This is a genomic window from Microbacterium terregens, from assembly GCF_039534975.1.
Classification (GTDB): domain Bacteria; phylum Actinomycetota; class Actinomycetes; order Actinomycetales; family Microbacteriaceae; genus Microbacterium; species Microbacterium terregens.
The window spans coordinates 2,384,238-2,409,371 of the sequence record NZ_BAAAWH010000001.1; the positions used below are offsets into that span (position 1 = coordinate 2,384,238).

Annotated in this window: 28 protein-coding genes and 1 other RNA gene; 17 read left to right on the forward strand and 12 right to left on the reverse strand. The window is 68.5% G+C overall.

Going from position 1 to position 25,134, the window contains the following annotated elements; translation table 11 throughout:
- Positions 1-111 precede the first annotated feature (111 nt).
- The 3 genes from ABD655_RS11020 to ABD655_RS11030 all read left to right on the forward strand — a co-directional run bounded on the left by ABD655_RS11020 (position 112) and on the right by ABD655_RS11030 (position 1,616).
- Entirely contained in the window at positions 112-558 is a 447-nt protein-coding gene (locus ABD655_RS11020; protein WP_344713931.1) for an OsmC family protein, read from the forward strand.
- Positions 558-779 (forward strand): hypothetical protein, encoded by a 222-nt coding sequence (locus ABD655_RS11025; RefSeq protein ID WP_344713932.1) that lies wholly within the window; start codon positions 558-560, stop codon positions 777-779. Before ABD655_RS11020 ends, ABD655_RS11025 begins: the two co-directional genes overlap by 1 nt.
- Positions 780-929: 150 nt before the next feature.
- A complete protein-coding gene (locus tag ABD655_RS11030; protein ID WP_344713933.1) occupies positions 930-1,616 on the forward strand; it encodes an ArsR/SmtB family transcription factor in 687 nt (228 codons plus the stop codon).
- Between the two features lie 46 nt (positions 1,617-1,662).
- On the opposite strand, the gene ABD655_RS11035 is transcribed toward ABD655_RS11030, so the two are convergent.
- Both ABD655_RS11035 and ABD655_RS11040 read right to left on the reverse strand, forming a co-directional pair.
- The gene (locus tag ABD655_RS11035; RefSeq protein WP_344713934.1) at positions 1,663-2,955 is read right to left on the reverse strand and encodes an HNH endonuclease signature motif containing protein; all 1,293 of its coding nucleotides are present in this window, start codon (positions 2,953-2,955) and stop codon (positions 1,663-1,665) included.
- 82 nt (positions 2,956-3,037) lie between these two features.
- Complete coding sequence (locus tag ABD655_RS11040; protein WP_344713935.1) at positions 3,038-4,012, reverse strand: zinc-binding dehydrogenase; 975 nt, start codon at positions 4,010-4,012, stop codon at positions 3,038-3,040.
- Positions 4,013-4,327: 315 nt separating this feature from the next.
- On the opposite strand from ABD655_RS11040, the gene ABD655_RS11045 reads away from it, so the two are divergent.
- Complete coding sequence (locus tag ABD655_RS11045; RefSeq protein WP_344713936.1) at positions 4,328-5,632, forward strand: type I glutamate--ammonia ligase; 1,305 nt, start codon at positions 4,328-4,330, stop codon at positions 5,630-5,632.
- Positions 5,633-5,923: 291 nt separating this feature from the next.
- Positions 5,924-6,841 (forward strand): Ltp family lipoprotein, encoded by a 918-nt coding sequence (locus tag ABD655_RS11050; RefSeq protein ID WP_344713937.1) that lies wholly within the window; start codon positions 5,924-5,926, stop codon positions 6,839-6,841.
- Positions 6,842-6,930: 89 nt separating this feature from the next.
- On the opposite strand, the gene ssrA is transcribed toward ABD655_RS11050, so the two are convergent.
- Positions 6,931-7,299: a transfer-messenger RNA gene (gene ssrA / locus ABD655_RS11055) on the reverse strand.
- Positions 7,300-7,456: 157 nt separating this feature from the next.
- Here ssrA and ABD655_RS11060 point away from each other — a divergent pair.
- Complete coding sequence (locus tag ABD655_RS11060) at positions 7,457-8,104, forward strand: hypothetical protein (RefSeq protein ID WP_344713938.1); 648 nt, start codon at positions 7,457-7,459, stop codon at positions 8,102-8,104.
- Positions 8,105-8,111: 7 nt separating this feature from the next.
- Here ABD655_RS11060 and ABD655_RS11065 read toward each other — a convergent pair whose 3' ends face one another.
- Positions 8,112-9,464: a serine hydrolase domain-containing protein gene (locus ABD655_RS11065; RefSeq protein ID WP_344713939.1), complete on the reverse strand. Its 1,353-nt coding sequence runs from the start codon at positions 9,462-9,464 to the stop codon at positions 8,112-8,114.
- 87 nt (positions 9,465-9,551) lie between these two features.
- On the opposite strand from ABD655_RS11065, the gene ABD655_RS11070 reads away from it, so the two are divergent.
- The 3 genes from ABD655_RS11070 (at position 9,552) to ABD655_RS11080 (ending at position 13,115) form a co-directional block, all read left to right on the forward strand.
- A complete protein-coding gene (locus tag ABD655_RS11070) occupies positions 9,552-10,226 on the forward strand; it encodes an SIMPL domain-containing protein (RefSeq protein ID WP_344713940.1) in 675 nt (224 codons plus the stop codon).
- A 77-nt stretch (positions 10,227-10,303) separates the two neighbouring features.
- The gene (locus tag ABD655_RS11075) at positions 10,304-11,593 is read left to right on the forward strand and encodes a M20/M25/M40 family metallo-hydrolase (RefSeq protein ID WP_344713941.1); all 1,290 of its coding nucleotides are present in this window, start codon (positions 10,304-10,306) and stop codon (positions 11,591-11,593) included.
- Positions 11,594-11,654: 61 nt separating this feature from the next.
- On the forward strand, positions 11,655-13,115 hold the full coding sequence (locus ABD655_RS11080; protein WP_344713942.1) for an MFS transporter: 1,461 nt from the start codon (positions 11,655-11,657) through the stop codon (positions 13,113-13,115).
- Positions 13,116-13,148: 33 nt separating this feature from the next.
- Here the strand turns inward: ABD655_RS11080 and smpB are convergent, their stop codons facing one another.
- From smpB to prfB, 4 genes are all read right to left on the reverse strand, one after another.
- Positions 13,149-13,625: an SsrA-binding protein SmpB gene (smpB, locus tag ABD655_RS11085; RefSeq protein ID WP_344713943.1), complete on the reverse strand. Its 477-nt coding sequence runs from the start codon at positions 13,623-13,625 to the stop codon at positions 13,149-13,151.
- 225 nt (positions 13,626-13,850) lie between these two features.
- Positions 13,851-14,765: a permease-like cell division protein FtsX gene (gene ftsX / locus ABD655_RS11090; RefSeq protein WP_344713944.1), complete on the reverse strand. Its 915-nt coding sequence runs from the start codon at positions 14,763-14,765 to the stop codon at positions 13,851-13,853.
- Positions 14,762-15,868, reverse strand: coding sequence for a cell division ATP-binding protein FtsE (ftsE, locus tag ABD655_RS11095; RefSeq protein ID WP_344713945.1), 1,107 nt, complete (start codon positions 15,866-15,868; stop codon positions 14,762-14,764). The genes ftsX and ftsE overlap by 4 nt, the downstream gene beginning before the upstream one ends.
- Before the next feature lie 69 nt (positions 15,869-15,937).
- Positions 15,938-17,047: a peptide chain release factor 2 gene (prfB, locus tag ABD655_RS11100; protein ID WP_344713946.1), complete on the reverse strand. Its 1,110-nt coding sequence runs from the start codon at positions 17,045-17,047 to the stop codon at positions 15,938-15,940.
- Here prfB and ABD655_RS11105 point away from each other — a divergent pair.
- The gene (locus tag ABD655_RS11105; protein WP_344713947.1) at positions 17,046-18,347 is read left to right on the forward strand and encodes an MFS transporter; all 1,302 of its coding nucleotides are present in this window, start codon (positions 17,046-17,048) and stop codon (positions 18,345-18,347) included. The genes prfB and ABD655_RS11105 overlap by 2 nt on opposite strands.
- Positions 18,348-18,440: 93 nt before the next feature.
- On the forward strand, positions 18,441-18,830 hold the full coding sequence (locus ABD655_RS11110; protein ID WP_344713949.1) for a hypothetical protein: 390 nt from the start codon (positions 18,441-18,443) through the stop codon (positions 18,828-18,830).
- On the opposite strand, the gene ABD655_RS11115 is transcribed toward ABD655_RS11110, so the two are convergent.
- Genes ABD655_RS11115 through ABD655_RS11130 form a run of 4 tightly spaced genes read right to left on the reverse strand, consistent with a single transcriptional unit; the run spans position 18,827 to position 20,398 of the window.
- On the reverse strand, positions 18,827-19,279 hold the full coding sequence (locus ABD655_RS11115; protein WP_378721042.1) for a pilus assembly protein TadG-related protein: 453 nt from the start codon (positions 19,277-19,279) through the stop codon (positions 18,827-18,829). The genes ABD655_RS11110 and ABD655_RS11115 overlap by 4 nt on opposite strands.
- On the reverse strand, positions 19,276-19,791 hold the full coding sequence (locus ABD655_RS11120) for a TadE/TadG family type IV pilus assembly protein (RefSeq protein ID WP_344713951.1): 516 nt from the start codon (positions 19,789-19,791) through the stop codon (positions 19,276-19,278). Before ABD655_RS11120 ends, ABD655_RS11115 begins: the two co-directional genes overlap by 4 nt.
- Positions 19,766-20,191: a TadE/TadG family type IV pilus assembly protein gene (locus ABD655_RS11125; protein WP_344713953.1), complete on the reverse strand. Its 426-nt coding sequence runs from the start codon at positions 20,189-20,191 to the stop codon at positions 19,766-19,768. Before ABD655_RS11125 ends, ABD655_RS11120 begins: the two co-directional genes overlap by 26 nt.
- A 3-nt stretch (positions 20,192-20,194) precedes the next feature.
- Entirely contained in the window at positions 20,195-20,398 is a 204-nt protein-coding gene (locus ABD655_RS11130; protein ID WP_344713955.1) for a hypothetical protein, read from the reverse strand.
- Between the two features lie 130 nt (positions 20,399-20,528).
- Between ABD655_RS11130 and ABD655_RS11135 the strand changes: the two genes are divergently transcribed.
- The 6 genes from ABD655_RS11135 to ABD655_RS11160 all read left to right on the forward strand — a co-directional run bounded on the left by ABD655_RS11135 (position 20,529) and on the right by ABD655_RS11160 (position 24,858).
- Entirely contained in the window at positions 20,529-22,013 is a 1,485-nt protein-coding gene (locus ABD655_RS11135; protein ID WP_344713956.1) for a recombinase family protein, read from the forward strand.
- 292 nt (positions 22,014-22,305) lie between these two features.
- Complete coding sequence (locus ABD655_RS11140) at positions 22,306-22,551, forward strand: helix-turn-helix domain-containing protein (RefSeq protein WP_344713958.1); 246 nt, start codon at positions 22,306-22,308, stop codon at positions 22,549-22,551.
- Positions 22,548-22,676: a hypothetical protein gene (locus ABD655_RS11145; protein WP_344713960.1), complete on the forward strand. Its 129-nt coding sequence runs from the start codon at positions 22,548-22,550 to the stop codon at positions 22,674-22,676. The genes ABD655_RS11140 and ABD655_RS11145 overlap by 4 nt, the downstream gene beginning before the upstream one ends.
- Before the next feature lie 104 nt (positions 22,677-22,780).
- The gene (locus ABD655_RS11150; RefSeq protein WP_344713961.1) at positions 22,781-23,008 is read left to right on the forward strand and encodes a hypothetical protein; all 228 of its coding nucleotides are present in this window, start codon (positions 22,781-22,783) and stop codon (positions 23,006-23,008) included.
- Entirely contained in the window at positions 23,005-24,099 is a 1,095-nt protein-coding gene (locus ABD655_RS11155) for an AAA family ATPase (protein ID WP_344713962.1), read from the forward strand. The genes ABD655_RS11150 and ABD655_RS11155 overlap by 4 nt, the downstream gene beginning before the upstream one ends.
- Before the next feature lie 507 nt (positions 24,100-24,606).
- Positions 24,607-24,858: a hypothetical protein gene (locus ABD655_RS11160; protein ID WP_344713964.1), complete on the forward strand. Its 252-nt coding sequence runs from the start codon at positions 24,607-24,609 to the stop codon at positions 24,856-24,858.
- Positions 24,859-25,134: the final 276 nt, after the last annotated feature.

Sequence of the window (25,134 nt, forward strand, 5' to 3'; positions counted from 1 at the left end):
CCTGAATACCATGTCAGCGACAATGGTGCGCTCAGGAAAACGCGGAAGCCTTGCGGACCGGAAACCACACTTCGGTGCGTGACGAAGCATTGCCGTCGTAACGTGTTTTTCATGACAACACACACCTACGCGAGCACGCTGCAGTGGAGCGGACGGACAGACGACTACGACGGCTACAGCCGCCGGCACGACCTCACTCTGAGCGGGACCGCTGTCGCGGTCAGCGCCGATCCGGCGTTCCGCGGAGATGGCGCGCTGCCCAACCCCGAGCAGTTACTCGTCGCCGCGGCGAGCTCGTGCCAACTGCTCTCGTTTCTCGCGGTGGCGGCTCTCGCCGGCGTTCAGGTTCTGGAGTACCGGGATGAGGCCGAGGGCGTCATGCCGGACGATCAGCGTCCCCTGCGGCTCACGACGATCGTGCTCCGACCCCGAATCGTCGTCCAGGGCACGACGGTGGAACGAGTGGAGAGGCTCCTGCACAAAGCCCATCAGCAGTGCTACATCGCGAACAGCCTGACGACCGATGTGGCGCTCGAACCCGTCATCGAGGTGCGGTGATGTTCGACATCGAGATCCCGGCGCCGGACGGCGCGGGCTCGCTCTCGCGGATCGGCCGCGCGTTGGGCGAAGCCGGGGTCGGGCTTGAAGGTGGGGGCATGTGGTCAGGTGTCGCGCATTACCTCGTCGCCGATGCCGACGCGGCAACGCGGGCGCTCATCGCCGCCGATCTGGGCGTCCCGACCGTCCGCGAAGTGGTGCTGGCAGACCCTCGACGCTGACGTACCCGGAGCCCTGGGACGAATGATGCAGCGGCTGACCGCCGCCGGGGTCGTCTTGCATGGCCAGTACAGCGACCATGGCAACCGCAAGGTTCTGATCGTCGACGACGTTCAGGCCACTCGGGCGGCACTCCGAGAAGCCCGGCAAGCATGAGTGGCGAGCCTGATGTTTCGGTTCCAGCCCGGGCCCTGGGCGATCCGGCGCGCGCCCGCATCGTCAGCGCTCTGCTGGGTGACCGGGCGATCCCCGCGGGCGAGCTCGCACGAGAGGCGGGTGTCTCCGCCTCCACGGCGAGTGAACACCTGCGCGTTCTGCTCGACGCGGGAATCGTGGTTGTTCAGCACCGCGGTCGCAATCGCTTCTTCCGGCTCAGCAATGCCGAGGTCGCCCACGCGATCGAAGCCCTTCAATCGATCGCACCGCGAGCCGAGGTGCGATCACTGCGGCAGCACGGAGTTTCAGAAGCCCTCCGCGCGGCGAGAACGTGCTACGACCACCTCGCCGGAGACCTCGGGCTGCGAATCGCAGACGTGCTGATCGCCGCCGGAGTGGTGAGCGAACTGCAGATCGGGGAACCCTCCTCTCCGCCCGAGCCGTTCCCGGACGGACCGATCGTGGCCGCATTCGGTATTCAGCGTCCGGAGGGCCATCGCCCGTGGGCGAGAGGCTGCCTGGACTGGACCGGCCGGCGTCCGCACGTCGCCGGGCAGATCGGAGCTCAGATTCTCGGGGCGCTCGAGTCACAGGCGTGGATCACGCGACGACCGGGTAACAGGGCTGTTCGTCTCACCGACGTCGGCGCTGCGCGCCTTCGAGAACTCGAATCGATGTTGTGACAGGCCGTCGGCCGTGCGGTCTCTCGGGCCATCAGCCCGGCTGAAGCTAGAACGGCGGACGATGGCTCGCGTGAACGCCCGGGTCGTTCCCGGAGACCGTGAAGACGGGGACCCGGCGCTCCGGCGCGACGACGTATCTTCGACCGGTGGGTGAGGTCCATTCGACAGCACCACCGCTGTCGGGCAATTGTTCGAGATGCCAGCCGCCGTGATGTTTCACCTTGTGATGGCCCCTGCACAGCGGCGCCAGATTCTCGAGTGAGGTCTCGCCGCCGTCTTCCCAGGCGATCGTATGGTCGACGTCGCACCGGGATGCCGGCATCCCGCATCCCGGCCCCATGCACCGGTCGGCCCGCCACTTCACCAACCGTTTCAGCGCCGCCGGCGGTGCGTACTGCGTCCGCCCGACGGAGAGAATCATGCCTGTCTCGGGATGGGTGAGCACCCGCATCCATGACGCATCTCCCCCGCACAGCTCGCGAGCCCGTGCGATCGGGATCGGCCCGATGCCCTCGATGGTTGCCGGGTCCGCGCCGGTCGCTGCGACCGCTTCATCGGATTGCTCCAACAGCGCCAGCGCGGGTACGGTCACGACGACCGTGGCGCGGATGCCGCGTGCCTCGCTGGGATGCGCAGCCATCGTGCCCTCGATCAGGAGGTCCGCCATCACGTCTGCACGTATCTGATCGAGGGTGCGGGTCTCGCCGTCCTGGGCGAGGATCGTCTTCGCGATCGCGGTCGCCCGACCGTACGCGGCGTGAGCCTCGACCTGGGGCCCGAACAGGTGCGTCCATGCCATACCGTCCCCGACCGGCTCGACATGAACGCGGCGTTGCGACAGCGCCGCCTCGTGTCGCTCGGCAAACGTCACGACTCGTGCGGAGTCGACGAGCTTGCGGAGGGATCGACGGAACTCGCCCAGCGGTTGCTCTTCGGCGAGCGTCAGCGCCCGATCGAACAGGCCGGCGCGCAGCTCGGACTCCAGTTCGTCGAGACCGCCGACCAGGATCTCGGCATGCCGCTCCGTGATCGAAGCGCGTTCGAGGGCGCTCAGGGCCTTCGGGTAACGGTTCACCATCGCGTCCGCGAATGCGATCAGGTTGCCCGCCGCGTGCTCGGTGATCCGGCTTGCCGCGGCAAGCTCCAGTCGCAGCCCGCGCAACACGACGTCGGTGAAACGTCGCCCGGCCACCGCCGCATCCGCAAGATACGCGCGGCGAAGCAGCTCGATCTGCCCCAGCCGCTCCGCCGCCCACATCGCCATCGTCGCTTCGAGATCGACCACGACGTCGAGCGGGCTGGGATGCGGCGAGTCGAGCTCTGCCGGGCCTTCGAACATAGAACCAGATTAGTAAATACCTACGACATCGGGAGCTGCTCTCCACAGGCCACGACGGCGTGATTCTGCGCTCCACGACACGTCAGAAGCGCAGGAGGATCTTGCCCGCTCGGCCGGGGACGGCGCTCGCGGCGGCGGCGGCACGGACTTCCTCGAAGGGGTACACAGCTTCCACGGGCAGCGCGACCTCACCGGACCCGATGCGCTGAATCAGCTCGCCGAACAGGGCGCCGCGGGTGGCGGCATCCATCGTCCTGATGACCGCGCTCGCCCAGAAGCCCTTCACCGTCGCGCCTTTGAAGATCAGGTCGCCCGAGGAGATCTGGAGCGTCTCTGACCCCATCGCTCCGAACGATACGAGTGTCCCTCCCTCGCCGAGGAGTGAGAGCAGTTCGCCCGCCGCCCTCCCGCCGACCGAGTCGACCGCCGCCCGCGGTTCAGCGCCGCCGAGGATCTCGACAGCGCGATCGCGCCAGTCCGCCCTCTCCGTGGAGACGACGTCGTGGATGCCCAGGGCGGCGAGCTCGTCAACTGCCGCGTCGCGTCGCACCAGGCCCAGCACACGGATGCCGCGAGCCGGGGCGAACTGGGCCACCAGCTTGCCGACGGCTCCGTTGGCGGTGTTCTGCGCGATCCAGTCGCCGGATTGCACGTCGAGCGAGTCGAGCAGGGCGAGCGTGCTGAACGGCATCGACATCAGCTGAGCGGCCGTTTCGTCGCTCAGCGCCTCGGGCACGGGGATCAGCCCGGCCGCCCTGGCCAGGAAGTACTCGGCCCACGCCCCGAAGGCGCCGCCGGTGACGCGCTGGCCCACCTGCAGCCCTTCGACGCCCTCGCCGAGCGCGTCGACGATGCCGACCGCCTCGCTGCCGGATGCCGCGGGCAGTTCCGGTGTGAATCCGTAGGTCCCGCGGATGGTCCACAGGTCGTGATTGTGGATGGGTGAGAGCAACGTGCGCACGCGCACCTCTCCCGGCCCGGGTTCGGGCATGGGGCGCTCGGCCACGTCGAGCACCTCGACGGGATCACCGAACGTGGAGTGGATGAGTGCGCGCATCGATTGCTCCTTCGCGTCGTCGCGGGTTACGGAACCCAGTCTCACCGCTTTCGAGCGCTGCCGCGCCGGTTCGTGCAGCCGCGTCGCCGCCCATGTCCCGTAGCGAACGCGCGGCGTCGCCCGACGCGCTACCGCTCGCAGGCGTATCCATCGCCGTTTCGATCAAGTCCGTAGATGTCGGTGCCGACCACTCGAGCGACGCCGTCGAGGTACGCGGGACCGTCGCCGGTTCCCCACGCGCAATCGGAGCGATCAGGCGCGCGGGAAGGAACACCGGAAGCACCGCGACGGCGCCCCGGGGTCTAGCCTCAACGCATGCCCGACCTCGCCGCCGAGCCCCTTGTCATCGGATCCCTCGTCGACCCGGGCGGGGTGAGTCGCGCGAAAGCCGTGCCTGCGTCGCGCGCTGACGCATTCGCAGCCACGGGAGTGGGCGCCTCCCCCAGTTGGAACGTCTTCTGCGCCGATGACCGCCTCGCCTTCACCGAGCGCTTCTCCGTCATCGGGGACCTCAGGCTGCGGATCGATCCGGCGGCGATCAGGGATATCGGCGGCGGGCTGAGCTGGGGCCCGGTAACGGTGGGGACTCTGGGCGGAACGGTCGCGGCATCCTGCACCCGCACCGCCCTGGTCCGCACCGTCGAGCGTCTGACCGCCGCGGGCGTCACGGCATCGGTCGGACACGAGCTCGAATTCCAGCTGTTCCCCCGCAGCGAGCCGCCACACGGGTCCGAGCCGCCGGAGGTGTTGAGCCCGGAATGGTCCGCGTACGGTTTCGGCGCCGTCGTGGATCACGCCGCCTTCCTGCAGGGCGTCGTTGCGCGCGCTCGCTCCGCCGGCCTGGAAATCCTGCAGCTGCATGCCGAGTGGGCGCCAAGGCAGTTCGAGATCTCGCTGGCGCGGCGTCCTCCTGTTCAGGCGGCCGACGATCTGGTGCTCGCACGCATGATCGTCCGCCTCGCCGCTCGTGACACGGGCTTCGCGGCATCCTTCTCCCCCGTGCCGATCGCGGGCGGTGCGAGCAACGGAGCGCACGCCCACCTCTCGCTGCACACCGCTGGTGGACCGCTCTTGTCCGGTGGCACAGGCCCACATGGAGTGACGGATGCCGGAGCCGCCGCCATCGCCGGCATCCTGGCCGCGCTCCCCGGTGTCGGTGCCGTGCTGTCGGGCTCGCCGCTCTCAGCCGAGAGACTGAGGCCGGGCATGTGGGCCGGCGCGCACGCGTCGTGGGGTCTGGAGAACCGCGAAGCCGCCCTGCGGTTCGTGGCGGCCACCCCAGGAACCCCCGACGGGGCGAACATCGAGATCAAGCCGATCGACGCGTCCGCCAATCCGTATCTGGCGACGGCGGTGGTGCTCGAAGCGGCGCTCATGGGAATCGAGACGTCCCCTCCTCTGCCCCCGCCCGTCGACACGCACAGCGACGACTCGGCTCCCCTGCTGCCGACGTCGCCGGAAGATCAGGTCGCGCGGCTGGAAGGGTCGACCGCAGCGCGGCGGTCGCTCGGGCCCGATCTGATCGAAGCGATCGCAGCGGTGCGGCGCATGGAGCACGCCACATGGGGCGATAAGCGGGTCGAGGAGCGGGTGGAGCGGTTCCGGTTCACGTGGGGGTGACCGCGGGCGCCGGGCGCAGCCTCCTTCGCGCGGAGGCTGATATCAAGCATCGGCGAGCGTCGCCTTAGCTTTCCCTCATGATTTGGCGCATTAGTCCTCGAATGCCTGATCTTGCCACTAACCGTCATTCAGCGCGCGCTACGGTGAGGTGATTGCGCAGCCCCATCGAAAATGCGGGTTCTGTACCGCGGTCGACTGGGGAGTCGCCAACGGTCATTAACGAATTTCATTCGTGCGCCTTGACTAAGCCCGATCGTCCGGGCAAGGACATTTCTATCAAGGAGGATTTTTATGTCGCACGATCCGAACACGCCTCCCTATGCCGCGGGCTGGTACCCCGACAACTCGAACCCCGGCACCCAGCGTTACCACGACGGCACCATGTGGACCGAGCACACGAGTCCGCTCGCGGCTACCGCACCCGCACCGATCACGGCGACTGTAACCCCGCCGGGCACTGCGGCGGCACCCTCATTGATCGAGCCAGCTTCCAAGAAGAAGCGCAAGTGGCCGTGGGTCGTGGGCGCCGCAGTGGCCGCACTGATCCTGATCCCCGCGATCGCCACCGCCGCCGGCGCAGGCGGCTCCGCTGACAAGAAACCCGCCACGGTGGTGGCCGAGACGATCGAGCAGAACGACGAGGAAGCTACTGAGACCACGGTGCCCGACGTTGCCGGCATCACAGCCAAGGAGGCCGCCGCCCTGCTGGAGAACGCCGGCCTCAAGGTAAATTTCCAAACCGCCTCCGGCGTGGTGCTGGACCGGGACAACTGGACCGTCACCGGCACCACGCCGACCGCCGGCGCGAGCCTGAAGACCGGCGACACGGTGGTCGTGCAGGTCGTTAAGACCAAGGATCTGAAGGCCGCGGGCGCCCCGGCCGAGCCGGCCGAGCCTGCCACTCCAGCCGCCCCGGTGTACTCGCTGGCCCAACAGAACGCAATCCGTCAGGCCCAGTCGTATCTGAAATACACGGGGTTCTCCCGCCCCGGCTTGATCGGCCAGCTGGAGTACGAAGGTTTCTCCACTGACGAGGCGACCTTCGGCGCGGATAACGCCGGAGCCGACTGGAACGCCGAGGCCGCGGAGTCCGCTGCAGATTATCTGGCGTACACATCCTTCTCCCGCGATGGACTGTACGAGCAGCTCGCATACGAAGGATTCAGCGACGCCGAGATCCTGTTCGGTTTGGCAGCCGTAGGGTACTAACTCTTCTGCGCCGGCGCAGCAACGAATGAGAAGGGCCCGACCCCCGCGAATCAACGCGGCAGTCGGGCCCTTCACACGTGACAGTGGAGTGGTGGAGATGGGGGGAATCGAACCCCCGTCCATCGCTGTGTCTCTGCGCCTTCTACGGGCGTAGCCTGTGCAGACGTTCTACTCGGCCCCAACCTTTGCCACAGGCATCTAGGTCGACAGGCCCAGTCTGGAAAAAGTCCCGCGTGACGTCCAGACGCCGTCACGAAGCAAGTCCCCTAGATGACGCCAGGTTCCGTAGCGGGAACGCCTACGGTCTGACGGAGTTCAGGCTCGCTTATGCAGCGAGGGCGAACTCAGTGCGCTTAGTTTCGGCACTTGTAGTTTTGCAGAGATCGTTTACGAGATAACCCTGCATCCTCGGCCCGCTTCTCGCAGGAGCTCAGGCGATGTCGAAACCGATCATCCCCATGAACCCTCATGTGCAGAGGGCCACTGTCACGCGCTGTTGAATTTTCACTCTCGGAACCGCGAGGTGCCGAGCATCACAGTCTACAACGGATGCCGCGCCCCGACCATTCCGCACGCCTCCCCGGTGCAGGCCCTCGTCGCGGATAGGTTCGACGCGTGTCGACAAAACGCCTCTGGGTGATCGCGGGGAGCGCGGTCGCGCTCGTGGTCCTTCTCGTCGTCCTGGCGAGCGTCTTCGCCCCGAAGGAATCGGACGCCGCCCCGACACCCACACCGACGGCGGCGGCATCCGTTCCCGCACCGTCGGCCCCCGCCACGATGGCGCCCTCCCCGACCCCCTCTTTGACGGGCACCGCCCCGCCGGCAGCGCTCACGACGTGCGATGACATCGCCACCGCAGTCTTTCGTTCGATGATGACCTCGAACGGCTGGGCGTCATGGCCGACCCAAGACCAGCAGACCGGCTCGCGCCCGTTCGATGTCTTCTACGACGGCGCCCCTCCCGGCGCGATCGTCTGCCGGTGGGGTGCGGATCCTCAGCGTGCAACCGACAACATCATCGATCTCGCGTGGGCGCCGATCGATCCGGAGAACGCCGTGGACGCGATGCTGACGCTCGCGGAACGCGGCTTCACCCGGATCGACGCGCCCGAGGGCGTCTACCTCTCAGCGCAGGGACCCGCCGGACTCACCGATCCCGACGGCTGGGGCGAGTCCTACTTCTTCACCCCCAAGGACGTGCGGTGGGCGGCCACCAAGGCGGACGTGGTCGCGTACGTGAAATCCCCGAACCACGCCGACTGACGACCGGTCAGAGCGTGGGCACGAGTCCTTGCACTTGCGCCTCGTCGGGAACGACCTTCGCCGGGTAGTCGGCGCCCGCGGTCTTCGCCAGCGCGGCGGTGAACGCCTCGATCACGAACTCGCGGGGCGGGGTGGGCGACCCCGACAGCCCCGTCGCCAAGACCACGATGGTCAGGTCCGCCGTCGGCTGGTACCGCACCATCGTGTTGTATCCCGGCATGTTCCCGCTGTGACCGATCCAGCCGGCCTTGCACATCAGCGCGTCGCCGTAGAACTCACCCGGCGCCAGGTCGGAGGACCCGAAGGATTCCAGCCGCCGCACCTGGGCTGATTCCGGGAGCACGCCCTGACCGGTAGCCAGCACCCGGCCCCAGACGAGCATGTCGTCGAGGTCGCTGGTCATGGCACCGGCAGCGCCGGCCGAACTGGGGCTCCACTCGGTGGCATCCACCCACTGGCCGGACCCGCCCGCCACGCTGTGGACGACAGCGGGAAGGGTGTAACCGGTCAACCGTGGCACCGGCAGCGTGTTGTCGGTCGGATAGCTCGTGTCGGTCAACGCCAGCGGTGACAGGATGCGCTCGTCGATGACGTCAGCGAGGTTCTGCCCGGTCACCTGCTCGATGACCAGCCCGAGGAGGACGAAGTTCGCATTCGTGTACTCCATGTTCGAGCCCGGTGCGAACGAGGGCGGCATCGACCACGAGTACGCCAGCAGCTGCTGCGGTGTCCACTCCGCCTCCGGTGCGCCGATCATCTGAAGGGCCCAGGCCGGGTCATCGGAGTAGTTTCCCAACCCGCTGGTCATCGTGATCAGCTGTCGCAGCGTGATGCGGGTGCCGTTCGGCACGTCCGGGACGTAGTCATCGACCGGATCATCGAGCGAGAGCGCGCCTTCGTCGGCCAGCTGCAGGATCGCCGTCCCCACGAACGATTTGGTCACCGAAGCGACCCGCTGGTGATCCTCGACCCCGGCGGGCGCGCCCGTGACGAGATCGGTCCCGTAGGCACCGCTCCATGAGCCGGCGGGGCTCCGCACGCCGACCACCACCGCCGGCGCCGCTTCGCGCACCCGTTCGAACACCGCGGCGACGGCGATGTCGTACTGCGCGGCCAACTCGTCGGCGACCGGCTCGGTCGACTGCGTGTTCTCGGATGCCGCGACACCTTCAGGGTCGGGCACGCACGTCGCAGCGGAACCCGCGACCGGTTCGTGCGCCGCCGACGCCACCTCGGTCGAGGCCGCCGAACCGGATGCGAACGTGCAACCGGTAACCGCGAGCACCGCCGTGATGGCCAACGGAAGCACCACCCACCGCGCGCGTCGTCGGCCGCGACTGATCATCGACGACTCCGCCATCAGGCTCCCCTGCCGATCCCCAGACCAGCGCGCGTCGCCGTCAAACCGACCCTAGCGCCCGCGGGGCTCCGCGTAGAGTCTGATTTCATGAGCGAAGTGACCATCACCGTCCGCGGCGAGCACGAGCAGCGTGTCGTCCCCGAAGAAGTCGTTGCGCACCTCTCCGTGCGCGCCGAGGGGCCGCAGCGAAACAGCGTCGTCGAGCGGATGGCCGGGCTCGCGGCACCCCTGCAGGAAGATCTCACGACCCGCAAGGACACCGGCGGTGTCAGAGACTGGTCCAGTCAGCGCATGTCCGTGTGGGCGAACCGGCCGTGGAACAACGAGGGCAAGCAGCTCGCGCTCGTCCACTACGCCTCGGTGGAGATCTCCGCGACGTTCACCGACTTCGCGGCGCTGTCGTGGTGGATCACCGACGTGGCTGAGCGGGAGGGCGTCCAGGTGGACGGCCTGACCTGGCGACTCACACCCGCCACCGCGAAAGCCACCGAGGCTCAGGTCGCCGCGCACGCCGTCCAGGTCGCCGTCGATCGGGCCACCGCGTACGCCGGCGCGATCGGGCTGACCTCGGTCACACCCCTCGAGATCGCCGACCTCGGCCTGCTCACCCGCGCTCCGGATAACAGCGCGCCGGCGCCGAAGATGATGCGCGCCATGGCGATGGGTGTGATGGATGCCGGAAACGGCGGCCCCGCCGTGCAATTCCAGCCCGAAGACATCGTGGTCACCGCCGCGGTCGAAGCGCGCTTCGCCGCCCGCTGATCCGCATGACGGTCGACGCCACAGAACGGCCCCCGCTCGTCATCCCTCGACCGGGAGTCGAAGAACGCCTGTCCCGCATGATTCAGCTTCCGACGGTGAGCGCCGAGCTGGAGACCCGCGGATCACCGCCGTTCGAGGACTTCGTCGTCCTCCTGGCCGAGATGTACCCGCTCGTGCACGCGAACCTCGAGCTCGAACGCATCACGGAGTTCGGTCTGCTGTTCCGGTGGCCCGGGGCGACAGCATCCGACGCACCACTGGTGTTGATGGCGCACTACGACGTGGTGCCGGTCGACGAGGACGACCCGTGGACCTTTCCGCCCTTCGAGGGCCGGATCGCGGACGGCTGGGTATACGGACGCGGCGCGCTCGACGACAAGGGTCCGCTGGCGGTGATCCTCGAAGCGGTCGAGAACCTGCTGTCGGCCGGCTTCACGCCGAGCCGTGACGTGTACCTGTCCTTCGGGGGAAACGAAGAGACCTACGGCGACGGTGCTGCCACGATCGCGATGACCCTGCAGCAGCGCGGCATCGTGCCGTGGCTCGTCCTGGACGAGGGCGGTGCGGTGGTCGACGCTCCGCTGCCGTTCGCGCTCGGAGACGCCGCGATGGTCGGCGTCGGCGAGAAGGGCGTGCTCACCGTTCGCCTCACCGCGCGCAGCGACGGCGGCCACGCATCGGCCCCGCCGCGCCTGACGGCGGTGGGCCGCATCGCCCGGGCGGTGGACCGCCTGGGTCCGCGTACCTTCCGCGCCCGCACCCCGCGCGGCATCACCCGCATGATGAGCCTCTTCGCCGATCGTGCGCGCGGCTGGGGCCAGCTCGTCCTGCGCACGCTTGCGACGTTCCCGTGGCTGACTGCCCGCGCGTTCGCGCTGATGGGCGGCGAACCGGCCGCGCTGGTGCGCACGACGGTCGCCGCGACGATGCAGCAGGGCGGAACGGCCGCGAACGTCCTGCCCTCGCAGGCCTCGGCGGTGCTGAATCTGCGCATCGCGCTGGGCGAGACCGTCGCCGGGACCGTTCGGCGCGTGCGCCGCCGGATCGCGGATCCGCTGGTCGAGCTGACCGTGCTCGAGGCGAGCGAGCCCTCTCCCGAGTCGCCCACCGACAACGCGCAGTTCGCACTGATCACCCGGGCGGTGAAGGAGTCGTACCCGGATGCCGCGACCGTCCCCTACGTGATGATGGCAGCCACCGATTCCCGCCACTTCCACCGCTTCTCCCCCGCCGTGTACCGCTTCGCCCCGCTGGAGATGACGAGCGCTCAACGCGCCTCGATCCACGGCGTGGACGAGCGCGTTGAAGTGGCGTCGCTGCAACGCGGCGAGAAGTTTCATCGCGCGCTCCTGCAGCGACTACAGTGAGCGCACCCGAATCCTGGATGACAGCATCCGGAATCACCGCACTCGGAACGAAGGAGCCGCGATGAAGCGCGCCGCCGCCCTGGGCACCCTCGCCACCGTCGTCGGCTTCCTCGCGTTCGTCGAGTTCACCAGCGGAGTACTGCAGGGCTACTACACGCCCATGCTCACGGACATCGCCCGGCACCTGGACATCCACGACGCCGATGTCAACTGGCTCGAAGGCGCGCAGCTGATGCTGTCGGCGCTGGTGGTGCCCGCGTTCGCGAAGCTCGGCGACATGATCGGCCACAAGCGAATGCTGCTGATCTCGACGGCGCTGACCGCGGCGGCCGCGCTCGTGCTGCCGTTCACCGACTCGTTCGGCGTCTTCCTGGCAGCGTGGGCGCTGATGGGCTTCTACGTCGTCTGGCTGCCGCTGGAGATCGCGCTGATCTGGTCTCGGTCGCGGCGGATGGAGGGGCGCTCGATCATCACCGCGCGCGCGGCGGGCCTGCTCGTGGCCGCGCTGGAACTGGGCGCGATCGTCGGCGCCCTGGTCGGCGGCGCACTCATCGACGCGCTGCCGCTGACCGTGGTGCTGTTGGTGCCCGCCGTGCTGATCGTGGTGTGCTTCTTCGTGATCCTGTTCGGGGTTCAGGAGTCGCCGGAGCCCACCGGCGGCCTGTTCGACACCGTCGGCCTGGTGCTCATCTCGCTCGCGTTGATCTGCTTCACCGGCGGACTCGGGATGCTGCGCCTCGAGGGCGGCATGGCCAACCCGTGGTCGTGGGGCGTCGTCGTGCTCGGCATCGCGCTCGTCGTGCCGTTCGCACTGTGGGAGCTGCGCCACGAGGACCCGCTCATCGACGTGCGGATGTTCCGCTCCCCCGCCCTCGGTCCGGTGTTCCTCACCGCCGGGCTCTTCGGAGTCAGCGTCCTGGGCGCCCAAGCACCGCTGTCCACGTTCGCACGCACGGATCCTGGCCAGTACGGCTACGGGCTGGGCACCACGGGCTTTGCGACCTCGCTCATCATCGGCGTGTACCTCATCGCGATGATCACCGGAGCGCTGCTGTTCCCCCTGATCGCGCGTCTCACCGCCCCGCGGCTCACCCTCATGGGCGCGTCGACACTGGTGGGAATCGGCTTCTTGCTGTTCCTGCCCTTCCACGACACGTACGTCCAGGTCATCGTGAACATGGTGATCGTGGGTCTGGGCTCGGGTGCGCTGGTGGCCGCGCTGCCGGCGGCCGCGGCATCCGCTGCTCCTGCGACGCAGACCGGGGTCGCGACCGGCCTGACCAACTCGGTCAAGACCGTCGGCGGCGCGATCGCATCGTGCGTGTTCGGCATCGCGCTGCTGCAGGGTGCTGTTTCCGGCGTGAGCGAAGACACCGCCGGATCGCTCGCCGGATACTTCACGGTATGGATCGTGTGCGGCCTGACGGCGCTGGTCGCGGCCATCGCCCTCGCGTTCGTGCCGAAGACGGCGTTCACCGATCGGGCGGTCGCCGAGGCCGCATCGGAGCCGGCGGTGCCGTAGGCGCGGTGCTGCCTCAGCCGGCGGGGCGGTCGGTCAGTCGCCGAGGCGGTTCTTCGAGCGCATCGCGCGTTCGGCCTCGCGCTTGTCCTGCCGCTCGCGGAGGGTCTGACGCTTGTCCCACTCGTGCTTGCCCTTGGCGATCGCGATCTCGACCTTGGCCCGGCCGTCGGAGAAGTACAGCTTCAGCGGCACGAGCGTGTAGCCGCCGGCCGAGACGGCGTGCGAGAGCTTGACGATCTCGTCCTTGTGCAGAAGCAGCTTGCGGACACGCTTCGTGGCGTGGTTGGTCCAGTGCCCCTGGGAGTACTCGGGGATGTGCACCGCGTCGAGCCAGGCTTCTCCGCCGTCGATGTAGGCGTACCCGTCGGAGAGATTCGCACGACCCTGCCGCAGCGATTTGACCTCGGTGCCGGTCAGGACCAGTCCGGCCTCGTACGTCTTCTCGATCGAGTACTCGTGACGAGCGCGACGATTGGTCGCGACGACCCTCTCACCGCGTTCCTTGGGCATGGCCACTCCTGGCTTCGACGTTGGGGCACCGGCGCCGCATGTCGCGGGTCGGCAGCCCACCAGCATACATCGGACGAACGGCCGGGCAGCGTGCGGCCGCCGGGGTGGGCGTGCACAGCGTCGCGAATCCGTGCGCCCGGAGCCGCGAAGCCGCGTGATGCGGCCCACGCGGCACCGGAGTGGCGACGTTGTGCTCTGGCATCTCGCGGACCGGCCCGCGAGACCTCAGGCCCGGAGCCACCTGCGGATGGCGAAGCCCGCCGAGAAGGCGGCGAGCACCCCGCCGATGAGGATCAGGAACGGCACCACCAGCCACGCGTCGCTGACACCGACCCACGTCGTGACGAAGTCGACCCGCTGACGCAGGTACTGATCGACACCGAAGTGCACGCCCGCCAGCACCGCCACCCCGGCCAGCATGGATCCCAGGAGCGCCGCGAAGACGCCCTCCAGGATGAACGGGGTCTGGATGAAGCGGTTGGACGCGCCGACCAGGCGCATGATGCCGATCTCCCGCCGTCGGGCGTATGCGGAGAGCCGGATGGTGGTCGCGATGAGGAGCACCGCGGCGATCAGCATGAGTACCGCGATCCCCACCGCGATGTACGTCGCCACCGTCAGCGCTGAGAAGAGAGGCTCAAGATATTGGAGCTGGTCCTTGACCTCCTCGACCCCGTTCATGCCCTTGAACGCTTCGACCAGCACCTCGGATTGGCTCTGGTCGACGAGGTTGATCCAGTACGTCTCGTTCAGCTGCTCGGCCGTGATGACGCTGGCGTAATCCTCGCCGAGCAGGTCGATCACGTTCGCGTACGCCTCGTCGCGGTTCTCGAAGCGCAGATCGCGGATCAGCGGCGCCAGTGCGGGACCCTCGAGCTTCGCGTTGACCTCCGCCAGCTGCTCCTCCGAGGCGACGCCGTCCACGCAGGTGGGCGATTGCGAGATCGCGGTGCACATGTAGATGGCGACCTGGGCACGGTCGGACCAGTAGTCCTTCATCTGCCCGATCTGCATCTGCATCAGAATCGCCGCGCCGACGAACGTCAGCGAGACGAACGTCACCAGGACGACCGAGATCACCATCGACGCGTTGCGGCGAAGACCCGACAGCGCCTCGGACAGAACCAGACCGACCCTCACGATGTGGGCCCCACTTCGTCTTCGGGAGGCGTCTGGCCAAGACCCAGCCGGTCTGCCAGTCCTAGCTCGGCGACGTCGACTTCGGCGATGTCCGCGATCGGAACCGGCTGCGTGCGCGGAGCGCGCGTCTCAGGCGCGGGTTCGGGATCGGGCTCGGGCTCGGGCTCGGCGTGCTGCGGAGCAGAGGCGGACTCGGCGGAGGGCGCGGGCTGTTCGACCGGCTCGGGAGCGGAGGGAGCGGCATCCACCGGAATCACCGGCTCTTCGACTGCCACGGGCGTCACATCGTGGCCGTAGGCCGAGGAGACGGCCGCGGATGCCGACATCGCCGTCTCGCGCTGCACTTCCAGCACCGCGGTCAGAGCGGCGACCGCCGCGGCGCCCTGCTCGGGTCCGGGGGCGAGGCTGGGCAGACTGGAGGTGTCGCCGTAGCCGCCGTGCCGTTCGTCGCGCACCAGCTCGCCGTCGACGAGCTCGATGACGCGGCGCTTCATCTGATCCACGAAACCCGCCTCGTGCGTGGCCATGACCACGGTGGTGCCGCTCGAGTTGATGCGCGCGAGCAGCTGCATGATGTCGACGGATGTCGCAGGGTCGAGGTTTCCGGTCGGCTCATCCGCCAGCAGCACCTGTGGCCGGTTCACGAGCGCGCGGGCGATCGCCACGCGCTGCTGCTCACCGCCGGAGAGCTCGTGCGGGAACCGCTTCTCTTTGCCGGCGAGACCGACCAGGGCCAGGACCTCGGGGACGGCCTGCTGGATGAACCCCCGCGAAGAGCCGATCACCTGCAGCGTGAACGCGACGTTCTGGAACACCGTCTTGTTCGGCAGCAGCCGGAAGTCCTGGAACACCGCGCCGACGTGCCGGCGGAAGTACGGAACCTTGCGGTTCGAGAGCGAGCGCAGGTCGCGGCCGAGGACGACGACCCGGCCGTCGCTCGGCGTCTCTTCGCGCAGGATGAGGCGCAGACACGACGACTTGCCCGAGCCTGAAGCGCCGACGAGGAAGACGAACTCCCCGCGCAGCACTTCGAAGTCCACGTTGCTGAGGGCTGGCTTCGCCGTGCCGCGAAAGCGTTTCGTGACGTTCTCGAACCGGATCATGGCCTACTGAGCCTAAGCGGGCCGGACGCGTGCGCGACGAGCGACACCCGCCCTGCGGCATCCGGTTCGTCAGTCGTCGGTGGGACGCTTGCGCCAGCGGATGCCGGCCGCGATGAAACCGTCGAGGTCGCCGTCGAACACGGCGGAAGGGTTGTTGACCTCATAGTCGGTGCGCAGGTCCTTGACCATCTGGTACGGCGCCATCACATAGGAGCGCATCTGGTCGCCCCAGCTGGCGGTGATCACGCCGGCGAGGTCCTTCTTGATCGCCGCTTCCTGCTCCTTCTGGAGGATCAGCAGGCGCGACTGGAGGACCCGCATCGCCGCGGCGCGGTTCTGGATCTGCGACTTCTCGTTCTGCATCGACACCACGGTGCCGGTCGGAAGGTGCGTCAGGCGCACGGCGCTGTCGGTCGTGTTGACCGACTGACCACCGGGGCCGGACGAGCGGTACACGTCGACGCGAAGGTCGTTCTCGGGGATGTCGACCTCGACGGCCTCGTCCAGCAGCGGGATGACCTCGACCGCGGCGAAGCTCGTCTGACGCTTGCCCGCCGAGTTGAAGGGGCTCATCCGAACCAGTCGGTGCGTGCCGGCTTCGACGCTGAGCGTGCCGAACGCGTAGGGGGCATCCACCTCGAAAGTCGCAGATTTGATGCCTGCCTCTTCCGCGTACGAGGTGTCCATGACGGTGACCGGATACTTGTGCTGCTCCGCCCAGCGCAGGTACATCCGCAGGAGCATCTCGGCGAAGTCCGCGGCATCCACTCCACCGGCACCTGCCCGGATCGTGATGACGGCCGGCCGTGCGTCGTACTCGCCGTCCAGCAGCGTCTGCACCTCGAGCTGGCCGACCACGTCTTCGAGCTCGGCCAGTTCGTGACGGGCTTCTTCGGCGGCGTCCTCGTCGTCCATCTCGTTGGCCAGTTCGACCATGACCTCGAGGTCGTCGAGGCGACGATCGATGCCGTTGATGCGGGCGAGCTCGGACTGCCGGTGGCTGAGGTCGCTGGTGACCTTCTGCGCCTTGTCGGTGTCATCCCACAGATCGGGGGCGCCGGCCTCGTCGCTGAGCCGCGCGATGTCGGCGGCCAGCGCGTCGACATCGACCACCGTCTTGATGTCGGTGAAAGTGGAGCGCAGCGCCTGGATGTCGGCGGAAAGATCGAAGTCAAGCATGACAGTCCAGACTAACGTGGATGCAGTGACAGACCGCGCAGCCTCCGTTCTTCTGCGCTTCGGCCCCATGATCTACGGCCCCACGGTGCTGTTCGCGCTCGGCGAGGGCGCCGTCATCCCCCTGATCCCCATCATCGCCGCGCGGCTGGGCGCCGATATCGCGCTCGCCGCCCTCGTCGCTTCGGCCCTGGTCGTGGGTCAGCTCTGCGGCAACCTGCCGGCGGGGTGGGCGGTCGCTCGCATCGGCGAGCGTCTCACCATGGCCATCGCCGGCACGCTCTCGCTCCTCGGGGTGGTGGGCATGGTCTTCGCGCCCGTCCTGGGCGTCTTCGCGGCATCCGTGTTCCTCATCGGCTTCTGCGCGGCGGGCTTCGGGCTCGCGCGGCACTCGTTCATGACGACCCGCGTGCCGCTCGCGTTCCGCGCTCGAGCCCTCTCGCTGCTGGGCGGCACCTTCCGGCTCGGCATGTTCCTGGGACCCTTCGTCGCCGCCGGCCTGCTCGCCCTGTTCGGCGACGAGCACGCGGCGATCTGGTTCTTCGGCGGATGCCTGGTCGCCACGGTGCTGCTGGTCCTGTTCGGCCCCGATCCTGAGAAGCAGGTGCCGGTGCCATCCCGCGCCAACTTCGACTCCGGCGCGTCGCTCGCCGAAGACACCGGTGAGGCGGTCACCGGTGCGATCCCGACGTTCGAGCGCGTCGGCGTGTTCCGCACGATGTGGCTGTTCCGCCGCGTACTGTCCCGGCTCGGTCTGGCTGCGGCATCCCTCTCCGCCGTCCGCTCGGCACGGCAGGTCGTCCTGCCGCTGTGGGGATTCTCGATCGGCCTGGACGCCCAGACGATCGCGCTGGTCGTCGGCATCTCGGGCGCGATCGACTTCGCGCTCTTCTACGCGAGCGGTCAGGTGATGGACCGGTTCGGACGCCTCTGGGCCGCGCTGCCGGCCATGGTGCTGATGGGGCTGGGCTTCCTCGCCCTCGCCGTCACGCACGACCTGGGCTCCTCGGCGATGTGGTTCGCGATGTTCGCCGCGGTCCTCGGCGTGGGCAACGGGCTCTCCAGCGGCATCCTCCTCACACTCGGGGCGGATGTCGCGCCCAGAGCCGACCCGGCACCCTTCCTCGGCTCGTGGCGGACTCTGACCGACGCCGGCGGCGCGCTGTCTCCGCTTCTCGTGTCGGGAATCACGGCGGTCTTTTCCCTGTCGGTCGCAACCGGCGCGGTGGGTGTCATGGCGTTGCTCGGCGCGGTCGCGTTCGTGCGGTGGGTTCCGCGGTTCGTGCCGCGGGTGCGGCAGTGACACCACGGCGTCAGCGCCCGCAGTCCGGGCATCTCCTGCTGACCGTGCGGGCACCTATACTCGGGGGTTGACGATCCGGCGGAGGGGAAAGCCATGCTGTTCGTGTTTCTCGCTCTGTACGTCGCTCTCGGCGTCGGGTGCATCGTCGTCGGGGTCACACGGCGCAAACGGTCAGCGGTGGTGTGCGGCATCAGCGCCGTGGCGATCGCGGCGGCGTCGTTGGTCGCGTGGATCCTCTACACCTCTGGCGCCACGCACTGGACGACCTCTGCGCTGCAGGCGCTGCTGTCGCCGATGCCCGAGTCGCTGGTCCAGCCCGGTTCGCTCGAACCCACCGGACGAGGCATCGGCGTTCCGGGCTTCGCCATCGCCGCGTTCGAGCTGGTCGTCTCCATCGTGATCTGGGCGATCCCGGTTCTGGGGATCGTGGCTGCCACGCGCGCACCGCGGGTCCGCTCGACGCCGCAGAGCGAGATGGTCTAGCGCAACGCCGTTCGGCTGGTCGCCGTCGCCTCCAGCGCGACGCCGTCGGGCACGAACAGGGTGATCACCGGCGGCCGCCAGGTTCCGGCGACCGTCACCCGCGCCGACACGCCGTCGGGAGTCCCTGCGTCCACCACCACGACGTCGCCGCCCAACTCGCCGACGACAGCCTCCGCCTGCTCGCGGACACCGTCAGCCGTCAACTCCGCTTTCGGCTCGTCTCCCTCGACCAGGAACGTGAAGCCGTCCGCGCCGGCGAGGGCTGCGGCATCGGCGAGCGCATCGAGCCGCTTCTGTGCGAGGTACAGGCTCGTCGCGTCCACGCAGATGAGGACGACCACGATCGCCAGGACGGCGTAGCCGAGGGTCAGGATCAGGATGCTTCCCTCATCATCGGCGACCCGGGTCCGCAGCATCCGCACCGTCGGGGACTGCCGCCGCGCTCTCATTCCGCCTCCCAGAAACGCGACACCTTCTGCACGGCGGATGCCTGAACCGGAATCGCCGCCAGTCGATCCAAGCCGAGCACGGGTGGCACCAGCGGCAGCGCGACGCTGGTGGTGAGGCTCACCACCAGCGTCGCGCCGGCTTGCGGGCACGCCGCGCCGGCCGGCCGGCACTCGATCGAAATGCGCACCGAGTCAGGATCCAGCGCGTATTCGTCGACCACGGACCGCAGGATCCGGTCCGCGCTCACGCGCGCATCATCCGCGTCCTCGGCGGTCGAGAGGGCGCGTGCGATGTGGCGGGCACCCGCCTCTGCGCCGAGGGACTGTCCTTGGATCAGGCCGAGCGAGACGATCAGGTACACGAGCGGCACGAGGAGCAGCATCCCGATCATGATGAATTCCAGCGCCGCCGACCCCCGGTCGTCGTCGCACGGCTCGACGGCCGCACCGCCCGTGCACGTCCCGCTGGGCGCGAAGCCCCGGGTGTCAGTCGAAGGACTCCGTCGGTGCATGCGCGCTCACCTCCATCATGCGGGGAAGGCCGAGCAGCCCGACGAGGGGCAGCGTCGTCCGGACGCTGATCCGCACCGCCGCTTGTCCGAGTTCGCTGGTCTCGCGCACCGCGATGTCTGCGGCGTAGTCGCTGCCGACCGTGCGGCTCACGATCTGCCGGGTCCGCTCGATGCCCTCCTCCAGCGAGGTGTCGGCCAGAGCCGCGTGATACGCGCCCTCGACCGCGGCGTCGTGCACGACGTTGCGGACGTACACGGCGAGCCCGAACTGCATCACCGCGAGCGTGAGCAGCGTCAGCAACGTGCCGACGAGGACGAACTCGACGGGGCTCGACCCGTGCTCGCCCGCCACCGCGGCGGCGAACCGGCGACGGATGCCGCCGCCCCCGACTGCAGGCACGGGCTAGAGGCCCGATACCCGCTCGATCGCCTGCTGGAACAGGTCGGCGAGCGCAGGACCGGCGAGAGCCCAGATCACGACGACCAGCCCGGCGGTCATGAGCGTGATGAGCACCCAGCCGGGGACATCCCCGGTCTCGTCGTCGTGCGCGTCCTGTGTCACAGCGCGCAGCCGATGCACGGCGCGTGCGAGAGCGGTGCGAAGCATGGTGTTCTCCTTCCGGCGTCAGCCGATTCCGAGTCGAAGCATGAAGATCCCCGGAAAAACTGCGAACAGCACGCTCAGGGGAAGGATGAGGAAGACGAGCGGGACCAGCATTGGATAGTAATCTTTATTCATGAGCACAACACCCCCCGCCGGAGTCCCTCACCACGGCCGCCACGCTCTGGGGACGGACGACCGCCTCATGCACGGCGTCATTTACGCGCGGATCAGCGACGACCCGACCGGCAAGGCGGCGGGTGTCGAACGCCAGACCGAGGAGTGCCGAACACTCGCTGAATCGCGCGGCGTCACCGTTGTCGAGGAACTGATCGACAACGACCTGAGCGCGACCAGCGGCAAGCGCCGCCCCAGCTTCGAGCGCGTCCTGGAACTGATCCGCTCCGACCTCATCGACACTGTCGTCATCTGGCACACAGACCGCCTGTACCGGCTCCCCCGCGACCTGGAGCCCCTCATCGAGCTGGCCGACACTCGCCCGCTGCGGTTCCTCACCGTCACAGCATCAGAGATCGACCTCAACACGTCATCCGGCCGCATGGTCGCGCGCATTCTCGCCGCTGCCTCCGCTGCCGAGGTCGAGCACAAGGTGGAGCGGCAACGGTCCGCGTCCGACCAGCGGGCATCCCGCGGCACACCCACCGCCCGCCCCGGCTACGGCTACCGGCGCGTCGACGGTCGGGACGTCATCCACGAACCCGAGGGGGCGGTGATCCGCGAAGCAGCCCGCCGAGTCCTCGACGCCGAGTCCCTGCGTGCGATTGCCGCGGACTTCAACGCGCGCGCTATCCCCTCCCCCGCGGGGGCACCCTGGCAGGGCGTCACGCTTCGACAGCTCATCCGCCGCCCTTCACTTGCGGGGCTGCGCGTCCACCGCGGGCACGTCGTCGGAGAGTTTGACTTCGAGCTGCACCCGGCGATCCTCGACCGCAGCACCTACGACCGGCTGACCGCCCTGTTCGACGACCCCACCCGCTCAGCCAGCAGTCGCGTCGGCCACCCTCCCAAGCACCTCCTGTCCGGAATCGCCTGGTGCGGACGGTGCGGCGCGACGCTCGGCGGGCGAATGGTCCGCCTTGCCCCGTGGACGCCGAAACCCGGGCAGAAGTCCAAGCCCGTAAAGGCCGCGTACGCTTGCGGCACCTGCCACAAGGTGCGCCGCCTGCAGGCCCCCGTCGATGAGCTGGTAACGGAGTGGCTGCTGCAGCGACTGGAGCGCGACGATACCGCGGACCTGCTCACCACCGGCGACCCCGAGGCGGTCCGGCAGGCCCGCGAAGCAGTAGATGCGGTCACGGCGCGTCTCGCGTCCGCTGCCGACCTGTTCGCCGCGGGCAGCATCGACGGCAACCAGCTCGCAAGGATTACTGCCGCGGGTCGCGCCGAACGCGAGAAGCTCGAAACACGGCTCACAGCTGCCCTCCCGACGGTGCTCCCAAGCGGTGCGGTCGGGTCAGGGGCGCGGGCGGCGTGGGCAGACTTTGACATCCACCGTCGTCGCCTGATCATCTCGACGCTCATGCGGGTGACGATCTTGCCGACCGGACCGGGTCGCAGCTTCGATCCCGACTTGATCCGAGTGGACTGGCTGACTGCCTGAACAGCATGGCGGCGATCTGAACCCGCCGCGACGGGCCCTGACTGTTCGTACGGAGTTGCGAATAATGTGAGAAATGTGACACACTAAGTGTCGTAAAGTAGTGATAGTTATACCCAAGTAGAAGCCCTGGTCCACGGACCGGGGCTTTTTGCTTGCCCACAACTGAACATGAACCAAGCCCCGTGACGGGGCGACACCCACCTTCCGGAGTCTCCCTGTCACCACGGGGGGACTCTGCCCAACCAGGGGCGCAGCTCACAGCTGCGCCCCTTTTGCGTTAAGGAGCCAACGCATGGAAGCATCCGCAGAGCCCCAGTGGGGATCGGTGGCAGAGGCCGCGCGCCATCTCGAAGTCAACCCCGCCACCGTGCGCCGCATGATCGACCGTGGCGACGTCTACGCCGAGCGCGTAGGCCCGCGCCTGATCCGCGTCGACCTCGCGAGCGTCAAGCGGCAGCCGCTCGGGCCCGCCGCACCGCGCACGATCAAGCGTTCCGAGTCCATTGACGAGCGCATTGTCGCAGGAGTGGACGAGTGAGCGCCATCAGCCGCGAGACGATCGCCGAGCACGTCGCTCGCCGCATGGTCGAGAACCCGCCGCCGCCGCTCACGCCCGAGCAGAAGGCGAAGCTGCGGACGCTCCTTCGCGGAGGTGCCTCGTGAATGCCGAACGCCGCCCCAGAGGAGCGGCGCACGGGACTGCTGGGCGGCGGTCCTCCACGAGCGTATTCCAGCCCGTAGACATCCCCGGGTGCATCCGCGTAGATGTGTCCCGCCCGCAGCGCGGTGACAGCTTCGAGCTGGGCGAGGTCGGCCGACGCATCTATCGCGCCTGCGTCGGTATGCCGCCCGACGTCACACTCCAGCTGATCGTCGGACCCGAGACACCGCTCTACGACCCGCGCATCCCTCACGGCGTGAGGGTGCAGATCGTCGCCTCCGACGCTCAGACTCTCATCCGCTGGCGCTCTGCAGCAGCGGAGGGCCGCGCATGACCTGGGAACCGATCGACCTGTCCGGAATCACGGACGAGGTAGCGGCCGGGATCGACGGTCGCCCGGAGCCCGCACTGCTCACCCGCGAGGACGGGGCCGGACTGCTCTACCCCGGCATGGTCAATGGGCTGCACGGCGAATCCGGGTCCGGCAAGACGTGGCTTGCACTGCACGCTTGCGCGCAGGAGATGCGGGCAGGGCACGCGGTCGCGTACATCGACCACGAAGGCGACCCGCGCAGCATCGTCGCACGGCTCATGGATCTGCAGGTGACCGCAGACCAGATCGTCCGACACTTCCGGTACTCCCAGCCTGAGACACCTTTCTCAGACGGGGCAGGCCTGCTTCTGACGGGCTTGCAGGACGAGGAGGTCCGATTGGTCGTCATCGACTCCACCGGCGAGGGCCTGGCGCTTGCAGGCGCGAAACCGAACGCAGATGACGAGGTCGCCCGCTGGTTCCGGGAGGTGCCTCGCCGGATCGCGGATCACGGCCCCAGCGTTCTGCTGCTGGACCACTCGGCGAAGGCCGCGGGCGGAGAGCTGTGGCCGATCGGGTCACAGCGGAAGCGGGCCGCGGTAAACGGTGCTCAGTACTACATCGAGACGCTGTCGCCGTTCGGGCGGGACCGCCCTGGTGCCGCGAAACTCGTCTGCGCGAAAGACCGGCACGGGCGGTACATCGTGGGACAGCAGGTCGCTACCCTGCACGTCACGCCGGGCGACCGCCTCCGCATCACGCTTGCTGCCCCGGAGCCAACCGAGCGTGCCGATCACGGTGGATTCCGTCCCACGATGCTCATGGAGCGAATCAGCAGCCTGCTGGAACGAGAAGGAGCGCTGTCAAGCGCCCGCATCGAACAGTCGGTGACTGGGCGGCGGGAAGTCGTGCGTCGTGCGTTGACGCTCCTCGTGGATGAAGGGAACGTGACCCGCTCGCATGGCGCTCGTGGGGCGCTGGTGCACACGCTGTCCCGACCCTTCACCACCTCGCCCCGAACGCGGGGCGAGGTCATCAACGGCGACCTCGACTGGCCGGTCACGGCCGGGGCGAGGTCGAACGTCGAGGAACCCCCGAATCACATGGACTAGGGCGACCTCGCCCACCTCGCCCCACCTCGCCCAACCTCGCCCCGGGCGACGTCACCACGACCTCGCCCCTCGCCCCACCCCTTAAGGGGGGGCGAGGTGGGCGATGTGCCCGCCCCGCAGCCCGCCAAACCAGCATCCGCAACCACCCGTCCGACCCGATAGGAGACACCATGAACCTTCAGCGCGACCTCCGCCTCACCTACGATCACGCCCACGGCGCGGTCTACCTGAACGTCGAACGCAGACGCCGTCGCGGCCGTAACCGCGGCCGATACCATGCCCCGCTCGAACGGATCGCTCGCGGCGACCTCCGTGCATTGTGCGACCTGCTCCATGACTACGCCGACCAGCTCGACCGCCACGACAGGGAACTTGGCGCAGCAAGCCCCAGGGGTAAGGGGGTTCACGCTTCCACAACCCCCGCGCAGCGCCACCCGCCTCGCAGTGAATCCTCCCTCCCCGGAGGGGGTACCCCATCACGCGCGCACGCGCGCGAGGCGGTGGCCCGTGGCTGACGTGAAGCAGGTCGCAGGGCGGCTGATCTACGCCGCCGCCGATCAGGACATGGGACAGGTGCTCGACGCGCTGCGCGGGTTCGCCCCCTGCGGGAACGTGGCGCTGATCCTCGCCCTCGCGGACACCGCAGCCGCGGCACTGGAGGAGCTGCACGGCGAGGACTGGCGAGATGCGCTGAACATGGCGATGCTCGCCGCCAGCGTGGAGGAGGTGGACGGTGGAGCAGCCGAGTTGGGACGATGACGCCGTCGCGTGGAGGCGGTTCGCTGGTGGGCTGCGTGAGCGAATGGGCGAAGCAAACCGGCGTGCGGCTGACGCAGAGGCACGCGCGCTCGATGCGGAGGAGCGCGCAGCTCTTGCCGAGGCTGAGGCAGACCGCCTCACACGGCGGTCAAAGCGCAGCAGGTGGCAGCTGACCCGGTTGGAGAAATTGCTTGCGGAAGGCGATGTGGCGGCCGCTGTCGACCTCCTGGCCTACCGCCGCGCCGGAATCCGCTCCATCGGAGGCCGCCATTCAAC

Bases quoted from the DNA above. Each gene is read 5' to 3' on its own strand.
- ABD655_RS11075 (WP_344713941.1), top strand. From the start codon at position 10,304: ATGATTCAGCTTCCGACGGTGAGCGCCGAGCTGGAGACCCGCGGATCA.
- ABD655_RS11140 (WP_344713958.1), top strand. From the start codon at position 22,306: ATGGAAGCATCCGCAGAGCCCCAGTGGGGATCGGTGGCAGAGGCCGCG.
- ABD655_RS11080 (WP_344713942.1), top strand. From the start codon at position 11,655: ATGAAGCGCGCCGCCGCCCTGGGCACCCTCGCCACCGTCGTCGGCTTC.
- ABD655_RS11105 (WP_344713947.1), top strand. From the start codon at position 17,046: ATGACAGTCCAGACTAACGTGGATGCAGTGACAGACCGCGCAGCCTCC.
- ABD655_RS11040 (WP_344713935.1), bottom strand. From the start codon at position 4,012: ATGCGCGCACTCATCCACTCCACGTTCGGTGATCCCGTCGAGGTGCTC.
- ABD655_RS11120 (WP_344713951.1), bottom strand. From the start codon at position 19,791: ATGCACCGACGGAGTCCTTCGACTGACACCCGGGGCTTCGCGCCCAGC.
- ABD655_RS11030 (WP_344713933.1), top strand. From the start codon at position 930: ATGAGTGGCGAGCCTGATGTTTCGGTTCCAGCCCGGGCCCTGGGCGAT.
- prfB (WP_344713946.1), bottom strand. From the start codon at position 17,047: ATGCTTGACTTCGATCTTTCCGCCGACATCCAGGCGCTGCGCTCCACT.
- ABD655_RS11050 (WP_344713937.1), top strand. From the start codon at position 5,924: ATGTCGCACGATCCGAACACGCCTCCCTATGCCGCGGGCTGGTACCCC.
- ABD655_RS11025 (WP_344713932.1), top strand. From the start codon at position 558: ATGTTCGACATCGAGATCCCGGCGCCGGACGGCGCGGGCTCGCTCTCG.
- ABD655_RS11020 (WP_344713931.1), top strand. From the start codon at position 112: ATGACAACACACACCTACGCGAGCACGCTGCAGTGGAGCGGACGGACA.
- ABD655_RS11035 (WP_344713934.1), bottom strand. From the start codon at position 2,955: ATGTTCGAAGGCCCGGCAGAGCTCGACTCGCCGCATCCCAGCCCGCTC.
- ABD655_RS11070 (WP_344713940.1), top strand. From the start codon at position 9,552: ATGAGCGAAGTGACCATCACCGTCCGCGGCGAGCACGAGCAGCGTGTC.
- ABD655_RS11130 (WP_344713955.1), bottom strand. From the start codon at position 20,398: ATGCTTCGCACCGCTCTCGCACGCGCCGTGCATCGGCTGCGCGCTGTG.
- ABD655_RS11115 (WP_378721042.1), bottom strand. From the start codon at position 19,279: ATGAGAGCGCGGCGGCAGTCCCCGACGGTGCGGATGCTGCGGACCCGG.
- ABD655_RS11155 (WP_344713962.1), top strand. From the start codon at position 23,005: ATGACCTGGGAACCGATCGACCTGTCCGGAATCACGGACGAGGTAGCG.
- ABD655_RS11135 (WP_344713956.1), top strand. From the start codon at position 20,529: ATGAGCACAACACCCCCCGCCGGAGTCCCTCACCACGGCCGCCACGCT.
- ftsE (WP_344713945.1), bottom strand. From the start codon at position 15,868: ATGATCCGGTTCGAGAACGTCACGAAACGCTTTCGCGGCACGGCGAAG.
- ABD655_RS11065 (WP_344713939.1), bottom strand. From the start codon at position 9,464: ATGGCGGAGTCGTCGATGATCAGTCGCGGCCGACGACGCGCGCGGTGG.
- smpB (WP_344713943.1), bottom strand. From the start codon at position 13,625: ATGCCCAAGGAACGCGGTGAGAGGGTCGTCGCGACCAATCGTCGCGCT.
- ABD655_RS11110 (WP_344713949.1), top strand. From the start codon at position 18,441: ATGCTGTTCGTGTTTCTCGCTCTGTACGTCGCTCTCGGCGTCGGGTGC.
- ABD655_RS11045 (WP_344713936.1), top strand. From the start codon at position 4,328: ATGCCCGACCTCGCCGCCGAGCCCCTTGTCATCGGATCCCTCGTCGAC.